The organism is Acinetobacter sp. (assembly GCF_036659555.1).
GTDB lineage: Bacteria > Pseudomonadota > Gammaproteobacteria > Pseudomonadales > Moraxellaceae > Acinetobacter.
This window is the reverse complement of sequence record NZ_JAVXCI010000110.1, coordinates 187-9,107: the sequence shown is the minus strand read 5'-3', so window position 1 is coordinate 9,107 and position 8,921 is coordinate 187. Positions and strand designations below refer to the sequence as shown.

The window sequence follows — 8,921 nt, the reverse complement described above, 5'->3', positions numbered from 1 at the left end:
GTCTTTTTCACGTGCATCCTTATATTCCTCGCTTTGACGAGTTATGTAGATATTGCTGTTGAATGTTGAAAATTTACTTTGTAGTCCCATTTTTATCTTCTAAATTGATTATTCATTATGAAATTGATTTTCTATTTGCTTGTTCTAAGCACAATTGTCCCTTAGCCAGAATTTAGCCAAACTTTGATATTCAATTTCGGGTTTAAGATTTTAAAGTGATATGCTTTTTTAGTTGCCCAGTAAGAAACCTAGATTTCTTACTGGGCATTTATATAAAATCTCTCAATGACAAATTATGTGTCGCGCAATGACATTTTATGTGTCGTAAATGACAACTTATGTGTCGCGTGGCGTAATCCTGAAATTACCAGCTTAGCGCGCCGCCAGTCTGATAATCAGTCACGCGCGTTTCAAAGAAATTCTTCTCTTTGCGCAGGTCCATCATTTCCGACATCCACTGGAATGGATTGTTCACGCCGGCAAACTGCTCAGGCAGGCCAAGCTGCGCTAAACGGCGGTTGCAGATGAACTTCAGGTATTCTTCCATCATGGCTGCATTCATGCCCAAAACGCCGCGCGGCATCGTGTCGCGTGCATATTCAATCTCAAGCATGGTGCCTTCCAGAATCATTTGAATGATTTCCTGCTGGAATTCAGCCGTCCATAAGCCCGGGTTTTCAATCTTGATCTGGTTGATCATATCAATGCCGAAGTTCAGGTGCATCGACTCGTCACGCAGAATGTACTGGAACTGCTCAGCAACGCCATTCATTTTGTTGCGGCGGCCCATCGACAGGATCTGGCTGAAACCGCAGTAGAAGAAGATGCCTTCCAGCACGCAGTAGAACGCGATCAGGTTGCGCAGCAGGATCTGGTCATTTTCAGGCGTGCCGGTTTGGAATGTCGGGTCGCTTAAAGACTGGGTATATTTCAAGCCCCAGGCCGCTTTGCGCGCAACTGACGGAACTTCACGGTACATATTGAAGACTTCGCCTTCATCCATGCCCAAAGACTCGATGCAGTACTGGTAAGCATGGGTGTGGATTGCTTCTTCAAAGGCCTGGCGCAAAATGTACTGGCGGCATTCAGGGTTGGTGATGTGGCGGTAAATCGCCAAGACCAGGTTGTTTGCAACCAATGAATCCGCAGTCGAGAAGAAACCTAAAGAACGCATGACAATGGTGCGTTCGTCTTCAGTCAGGCCATTTTCAGACTTCCACAGCGCAATGTCGTGGTTCATGTTGACTTCCTGCGGCATCCAGTGGTTCGCGCAGCCGTCCAGATATTTCTGCCAAGCCCATTCGTATTTGAACGGCACCAGCTGGTTCAAGTCAGCGCGGCAGTTAATCATGGCTTTGTCATCCACCTGCACGCGCTGCGCGCCCATTTCCAGCTCTTCAAGGCCCGGCGCAGCATCCAGATTTTCTAAGGAAGCAGATGCTCTTGCCAGCGAATCGGCTGGATTTGCTCTTCGGCCTGCAGCGGTTCCAGCGGATTGTTCAGCTGCCACACGCGGCGCCGCGTTGTGTGCATCAGATACCACTTGCGGAGCAGCCGCTTTCTTCGGTTCGACGGGCGCAGGCTGCTGTGCTGGTGCAGCTTGTTTCGGTTCATCATCTTCGAAATCGTCCCAACTTAGGATAGACATATCAGTTCTCTCTTCGTTGCTTATATCTTTTATTCAGACACCTCGCAAACGCAGATGCCTTACTATACGCTCATTATGTGTAAGCAAAATTAAGTTTTGCGGATGGATGCCCTGATTTTATTCAGATGAGCAAGCATCCCCACTACTTATTTTGATTACGCTGCTGCGCGCGGATTTTGACCCATGCATAGGTCAGCGGCACGTAAAAGCAGACCATAAAGGAAATCACCAGCGCAATCAGTCCTAACTGGTAGTTATGAGTCATATGCGGCATGGTCTTTTCCTTTATTTATATTTTGCTTTAAAAGCCTCCCCCTTGCGCAGCAATGCTGCTCACCTTTAATAAAGAAGGGCTTCCATTGATCTCTTTTGATTTTTGGAAGTCCCCCTTTGGAAAAGGGGGATTTAGGGGGATTCTTAGAAACTAGCCAATTACTGGCAAGCTTCACAGTCAGGGTTGTCAATTGAGCACGCCATCGGCACTGGCGCTGCCTGAGCAAAACCGTCTTCTTCAGCCGGCGCTGCAGGCTTGGCTTCAACGGCAGGCGCTGGAGCTGCGGCTGGCGCAGGCGCAGCGGCTGCAGTTGCTTTAACCGCGTTCAGTGCGCCGGTGTTGATGGTCGATTTCTCTGCAGAAGTCGCGCCCAATGCACGCAGGTAATAGGTGGTCTTCAGGCCGCGCAGCCATGCCATTTTATAGGTCATGTCCAGCTTTTTGCCGTTGGCGCCGGAAATGTAAAGGTTCAGCGACTGCGCCTGATCAATCCATTTTTGGCGGCGTGAAGCAGCGTCTACAATCCAGCGCGGTTCAACTTCAAACGCAGTCGCGAAGATGGCTTTCAGCTCTTCAGGAATGCGCGAAATCTTCTGCACGGAACCTTCAAAGTGCTTAAGGTCATTGACCATCACCGAATCCCACAGGCCGCGCTCTTTCAATGCGCGCACCAGGTACGGGTTAATCACGGTGAATTCGCCGGACAGGTTGGATTTCACATACAGGTTCTGGAAGGTCGGCTCAATGGATTGAGACACGCCGCAGATGTTGGAAATCGTTGCCGTCGGCGCAATTGCCATCACGTTCGAGTTGCGCATGCCGTCTTTCTGCACTTTGGCGCGCAGCGTGTCCCAGTCCAGGCGCTGGGTGCGGTCAACTTCAAACATGCGTTCCGGGCGGGATTTCGCAACCAGATCTAAAGAATCGATCGGCAGGATGCCTTGATCCCACAATGAGCCTTTAAAGGTTTCGTAGCTGCCGCGTTCAAGCGCCAAGTCGCTGGAGGTCTGGATCGCAAAGTAGCTGATCACTTCCATTGATTCATCGGCAAAATCCACAGCAGCGTCAGAACCGTAAGCCAGCTGCATTTCATACAGCGCATCCTGGAAGCCCATGATGCCCATGCCGACTGGACGGTGCTTCAAGTTCGAGTTGCGCGCCTGCGGCACAGCGTAATAGTTGATGTCAATGACGTTGTCGAGCATGCGGACAGCAGTTTTCACCGTGCGCGCCAGTTTTTCGCGGTCTAATACGCCACCTTGCACATGTTGCACCAGGTTGATTGAACCTAAGTTGCAGACGGCAATTTCATCGGCATTGGTGTTCAGGGTGATTTCTGTGCACAGGTTGGATGAATGCACGACGCCTACATGCTGCTGCGGGGAACGCAGGTTGCAGACATCTTTGAAGGTAATCCACGGATGGCCTGTTTCGAACAGCATGGACAGCATTTTGCGCCACAAGTCTTTTGCGCGGATTTTCTTATGCAGCAGGTTCTGCTCTTTGGCAATGCCTTCGTAGTGCGCATAGCGTTCAGCGAATTCCGCACCGGTTAAATCGTGCAGGTCCGGCGTTTCAGACGGTGTGAACAGCGTCCATTCCGCATCTTCAAATACGCGCTGCATGAACAGGTCTGGAACCCAGTTTGCAGTGTTCATGTCGTGCGTGCGGCGGCGGTCATCACCGGTGTTCTTGCGCAGCTCGAGGAATTCTTCAATATCCAGGTGCCAGGTTTCAAGGTATGCGCAGACGGCGCCTTTGCGCTTGCCGCCTTGGTTGACCGCTACAGCAGTATCGTTGGCTACTTTAAGGAAAGGCACAACACCTTGCGATTTTCCGTTGGTGCCTTTGATGTATGAGTTCAATGCGCGGACAGGCGTCCAGTCATTGCCTAAGCCGCCGGCCCATTTCGACAGCATTGCGTTGTCGCGCATTGCGCCGTAAATGCTGTACAGGTCATCGCCAATGGTGGTTAAGTAGCAGCTGGACAGCTGCGGACGCAGCGTGCCGGAGTTGAACAGTGTCGGCGTAGACGCCATGTAGTCGAAGCTGGACAGCAGGTTGTAGAACTCAATGGCGCGCGCTTCTTTGTCGTCTTCATTCAATGCAAGGCCCATAGACACGCGCATGAAGAACAGCTGCGGCAGCTCAAAACGCACGCCGTCAGAGTGAATGAAGTAGCGGTCAAACAGGGTCTGCAGGCCTAAATACGTGAACTGATTCGAGCGTTCCGGCTGGATCGCCGCCGCCAGTTTTGCCAGGTCAAAATTCAGCAGTTCCGCTGACAGCAGTTCCAGCGCAATGCCTTTCTTCAGGAATGTTTCTAAAGCGTCATTCTCTAAAGTGTCTGCAGGCAGGCCCAGGAATTCCATGCCGGTCGCGACTAAGTTGTCGCGGAGCAGGCGCGCAGTCACGTAAGTGTAGTTCGGCTCCTGCTCAATCCGGGTGCGGGTCGCCATCATCATGGTGGTTGCGATGTCAGACTCTTTTACGCCGTTATAGAGGTTTTTAACGGTTTCATCGATAATCGCCTGAACGTCAATCCCTTCCAGGCCTTCAGCGGCTTTGGCGATGTGGGCCTGCAGCGCGCCCAAATCCAGCGGTTTAAGCTGGCCGTTTGCGCAGGTAATCTGCAGAGTCGGGTGATGGTTTGCGCCGGTCAGCTTGCGCGCTGAAGCGCGCTGCTCGCGGTAGATTACATAAGAGCGCGCAACTTTCTGCTCGCCGGTGCGCATCAGCGCAAGTTCAACCTGGTCTTGAATTTCTTCAATGTGAATTGTGCCGCCGGACGGCAGGCGGCGGTTGAACGTATTCATCACCATTTCGGTCAGCTGTTCAATACGGTCATGAATGCGGCTGGAATCAGCGCTTTGCTGGCCTTCAACGGCCAGAAATGCTTTGCCGATTGCCACAGAAATTTTTTCCGCATCGAACACGGCAACATCGCCGGTGCGCTTGATCACCTGCAATTGACCGGGGGTGGAAGTGATTACGCTCATGTCAGCATAGCTCCATTGTCATCTATTGTTATGTTTATTGACCGTTTGAACTGGGCAAAGGCGCTGCCGCAGTGTTTGAGGGATAAACACAAGACTTAGTGGTTTAAAAGTGAATTGGGCACAAGATACGGGAAAATTCAGGTTAGATCAATATTGACATTCTGCTAAAAATTTTGATCTTTTGCGGCGGAAATCCATCCCGCCAAAGCCCCTTTTTTTTATCTGTCAGCTTTAAGCCTTATTGGACAAGGGCATAGCATAGCAAAGCTGGGTTTAACTGCTTATAGATAACCTTGTGGATAACTTGAAAAGCCCGAAACTTATTTAAACAGGCAGCCGCCGGTTTGCTGTAAATATAGGCGCAGCCTGCTTTTTATTCTTTTTGTAACGGTTTGTGCCTGCAATTTTCGCCGAACTGCGCCCGTCTGGAAAAAGATAGATAATTCAAGGTTTAATAAAATTTAACAAAAAGCAGCTGAGATGTATCAGTTTGGTGAACAGCATCTTGTTTACAATGTAAACGTGTGTATATTGCAAATTATCTTGAATCGTATCTGCTGGATTTTTAAAGGATACGTCCAGTCATGCAAAGGGGCATTCCATGAGCCAGGAAGAAAAATTACCAAAAATCTTAATCGTTGAAGACGATGAACGTCTTGCCCGCTTAACTCAAGAATACCTGATCCGCAATGGGCTTGAAGTCGGCGTGGAGCCTGACGGCAACCGTGCAATCCGCCGCATTATTGCGGAACAGCCAGACCTTGTGGTTCTGGATGTCATGCTTCCGGGCGCAGACGGCCTGACCATCTGCCGCGAAGTGCGCCCGCATTACCATCAGCCTATTTTGATGCTGACTGCGCGCACCGAAGACATGGATCAGGTTCTGGGCCTTGAAATGGGCGCAGATGACTATGTGGCGAAGCCTGTGCAGCCCCGCGTGCTGCTGGCGCGCATCCGCGCGCTGCTGCGCCGCACCGACAAAGTGCCTGAAGATGAAGTGGCGCAGCGCATTGAATTTGATGATCTGGTGATTGACAACGGCGGCCGCTCAGTGACCCTGAATGGCGAGCTGGTGGACTTTACCAGCGCTGAATATGACCTGCTGTGGCTGCTGGCTTCCAATGCCGGGCGCATTCTTTCCCGCGAAGACATTTTTGAGCGCCTGCGCGGCATTGAATATGACGGCCAGGACCGTTCAATCGACGTGCGAATTTCCCGCATCCGCCCGAAAATCGGCGATGATCCGGAGAACCCGAAACGCATTAAAACTGTGCGCAGCAAAGGCTATCTGTTCGTAAAAGAAACCGGCGGCCTTTAATTCATGCTGTTCCCGTGCTTTAAATTCAGGACACTTTCTACGTGCTGAAACACAGTGTATTTTTGCGCATTTATGCCGGTCTGGTCATTTTAGTGATGCTGGTGGCTTTGTTCGGCTATCTGCTGGTACAGATCATCAACTATCAGCGCGCGCAGGAATACCGCGAGTCGCTGACCGATGGCATGGCCTACATCATCAGCGAGGGCATTGCGCGCCAGCCGAATGAGCAGCAGCGGATGGACTGGATTTCAGATGCATCCAATCTGCTGGAGCTCCCGATCTACTATGTCAAAGCCGACAAAGTGGATTTAACCCGCGCGGAATCCAAGCGCCTGGAAGAGCGCAAGGCGGCTGTGCGCTGGGATGCGCAGACGCTGGTGGCCTATATTATTATCGGCCTGAAAGATGATCCGGAGCACCTGCTGTATATTAAGGCGGACAATATTACTGAAAGGCAGATGAAGGCCCTGCCGGTCTTTGTGCTGGACTATCTGGTGTATTATCCGGGGCAGGAAAGGGAATACCTGCAGCGCATTCAGCATTATTTCTCTTATCCGATGCAGATAGTCAATGTGCAGAGCCTGCCGCTGGATTCTGAGCAGATCGGCCGCTTAAGGCTGGATCACAGCATTATCCTTTACCGCGACAGCGCCTCTGTCCGCGGCACGACAATTTCAATTGTTTCGCCTATGCCAAGCTCCACTTCAGATGTGCTGGTGATGGGGCCGGTGCCGCTGTTCAACTGGATGCCGTTCCAGCTGGCGGCCGGCATTACCCTGCTGAGCCTGTTTGTGCTGAGCCTGGGCGTATATGGCCTGCTGGTGCCGATGCAGCGCAAGCTGCGCGCGGTCAACTACGCACTGAATAAAATGAAGACCGGAGACCTGTCCGTGCGCTTGCCGGTGGACAGCACCGATGAAGTCGGCTCGCTGGCCTCCAGCTACAACTCCATGTCTGACCATATCCAGCGCTTGATTGAAGCGCAGCGCGAGCTGATGCGGGCGGTATCGCATGAGCTGCGCACGCCGGTGGCGCGCATCCGCTTCGGCATGGAAATGCTGGCGGATGAAGAGGACTATGAATGCCGGCTGCAGCAGGTGGACATGATTGACAAGGATATTGAGGCGCTGAATACCTTGATTGATGAAATCATGACCTATGCCAAGCTGGAGCAGGGCGCGCCGTCTTTGGATTTTGAGCAGATTATTCTGTTTGAGGTGCTGGATCAGGTGCTGATTGAAACCGAAGCGCTGAAAACCGGCAAGACTTTAGAGCTTCAGGCGCCGCCATTGGCGGTGGTGGTGGATGCTGAGCGCCGCTATCTGCACCGCGTGGTGCAGAATCTGGTCGGCAATGCGGTGCGCTACTGCGACAATCGGGTGCTGATCAGCGGCGGCCTGAGCGAAGACGGCATGGCCTATGTCTGTGTTGAAGATGATGGGCCGGGGATTCCGGAAGAAGAGCGTTCGCGGGTTTTTGAAGCTTTTGCCCGCCTGGATGACAGCCGCACCCGCGCTTCCGGCGGCTATGGGCTGGGCCTGTCAATTGTCAGCCGGATCGCCTACTGGTTTGGCGGCACGGTCAGCATTGATAAAAGTCCGGAGCTGGGCGGCGCGCGCTTCATTATGGCGTGGCCTGCGCAGCAGCGCTTTAAAAGCCCGAAAAGGAAAAATTCAGAACAGCAGAGGGATGCCGGTTCAGAAGCTTAAGGGTGGCATCCTGCCGGACAATAAAAAAGCCATTTATGCATTAAATGGCTTTTTTATTGTCCGGAAAATCCTATTATTCATGCAGGGTTGCGTCCGGCGCGATAACCGGCCTGCCGCCTTTCAGCCCGTCCAAAGCATTTGAGTTGAAATCGATCAGCAGGGCGTTGTTTTTAACATCAATGCTGTGGCTGCTGATCAGCCTTTCATCGCCATTCAGGGTTTCGACCCGGTATTCATCAGCAATATTCATGATGCCGTCAAGATTAGTGGTGGAGGAAGCCTTGTCTTGGCGGAACAATTCATAGATGTCGCGCAAATCAAAAATCGCATTATTGGCGTCAGGATGCTTTTCCATATAATTTTCGATATGGCGGATAATCAGCTGGGCAAATAGAAAGTAGTCCGGTTCATGGGTAAACTCTAAGTTCATGTATTGCTCCTTTTTTTAGTGATTTGTCGGCTTCAGCTAGGAATAGCATAAATATTTTTAAATGCGGATGGATAGTTGAAATTTGCTGCAAAAAAATACACAAGTGTAGGCTTGGGCCATATGCAGCCTTCAGCCTGCGCAAAATGGCAAACGTAGGTAAAAAGTAGGCGGTGCGCCTGAAAAGCGCTGAAAAGAATTTCAAAAGGCCGAAACTGCCATTTTACGGGAATTCTGCGCATTTCCTTCCCGCCAGGCGCCCAGCCTGAAAAGCGCGCCGGACATTTGGCGCGGATTTAACCGATTTTTGCTGCAAGCTTTGCGCTTAATGGATGAAAAAATTGAAAAATTTATAAAAATAATCATAACTTGAATGTTTATTAGATAAAACGATAGCCTTAGCTTAAATAGTGCTTTAGCCGGGAAATGCAAGAAAAATGTCTAATAAATCATCCCAAAGACTAAGGCGCATAAGCTAGCAAGAGGCAGTATCAATCGGGTACAATTGGCGGGATTAATTTTGTGTTTGGTGTATTTGAAGGCCAA

6 protein-coding genes are annotated in these 8,921 nt (G+C 51.0%); 2 read left to right on the top strand and 4 right to left on the bottom strand.

The window, feature by feature from the left end; translation table 11 throughout:
• Nucleotides 1–364 precede the first annotated feature (364 nt).
• From RSA72_RS12875 to RSA72_RS12865, 3 genes are all read right to left on the bottom strand, one after another.
• Nucleotides 365–1,648: a ribonucleotide-diphosphate reductase subunit beta gene (locus RSA72_RS12875; protein ID WP_332624737.1), complete on the bottom strand. Its 1,284-nt coding sequence runs from the start codon at nucleotides 1,646–1,648 to the stop codon at nucleotides 365–367.
• A gap of 142 nt (nucleotides 1,649–1,790) precedes the next feature.
• Nucleotides 1,791–1,922 (bottom strand): hypothetical protein, encoded by a 132-nt coding sequence (locus tag RSA72_RS12870; RefSeq protein ID WP_332633279.1) that lies wholly within the window; start codon nucleotides 1,920–1,922, stop codon nucleotides 1,791–1,793.
• 158 nt (nucleotides 1,923–2,080) lie between these two features.
• Nucleotides 2,081–4,921, bottom strand: a complete 2,841-nt coding sequence (locus RSA72_RS12865) for a ribonucleoside-diphosphate reductase subunit alpha (protein WP_332633277.1) — start codon at nucleotides 4,919–4,921, stop codon at nucleotides 2,081–2,083.
• A 601-nt stretch (nucleotides 4,922–5,522) separates the two neighbouring features.
• Between RSA72_RS12865 and bfmR the strand changes: the two genes are divergently transcribed.
• Together bfmR and bfmS are read left to right on the top strand one after the other, a co-directional pair.
• A complete protein-coding gene (bfmR, locus tag RSA72_RS12860; RefSeq protein WP_332623853.1) occupies nucleotides 5,523–6,239 on the top strand; it encodes a response regulator transcription factor BfmR in 717 nt (238 codons plus the stop codon).
• Nucleotides 6,240–6,280: 41 nt separating this feature from the next.
• Nucleotides 6,281–7,948, top strand: a complete 1,668-nt coding sequence (bfmS, locus tag RSA72_RS12855; RefSeq protein WP_332623851.1) for a sensor histidine kinase BfmS — start codon at nucleotides 6,281–6,283, stop codon at nucleotides 7,946–7,948.
• A gap of 73 nt (nucleotides 7,949–8,021) precedes the next feature.
• Here bfmS and RSA72_RS12850 read toward each other — a convergent pair whose 3' ends face one another.
• Entirely contained in the window at nucleotides 8,022–8,378 is a 357-nt protein-coding gene (locus RSA72_RS12850) for a hypothetical protein (protein ID WP_332623849.1), read from the bottom strand.
• Nucleotides 8,379–8,921: the final 543 nt, after the last annotated feature.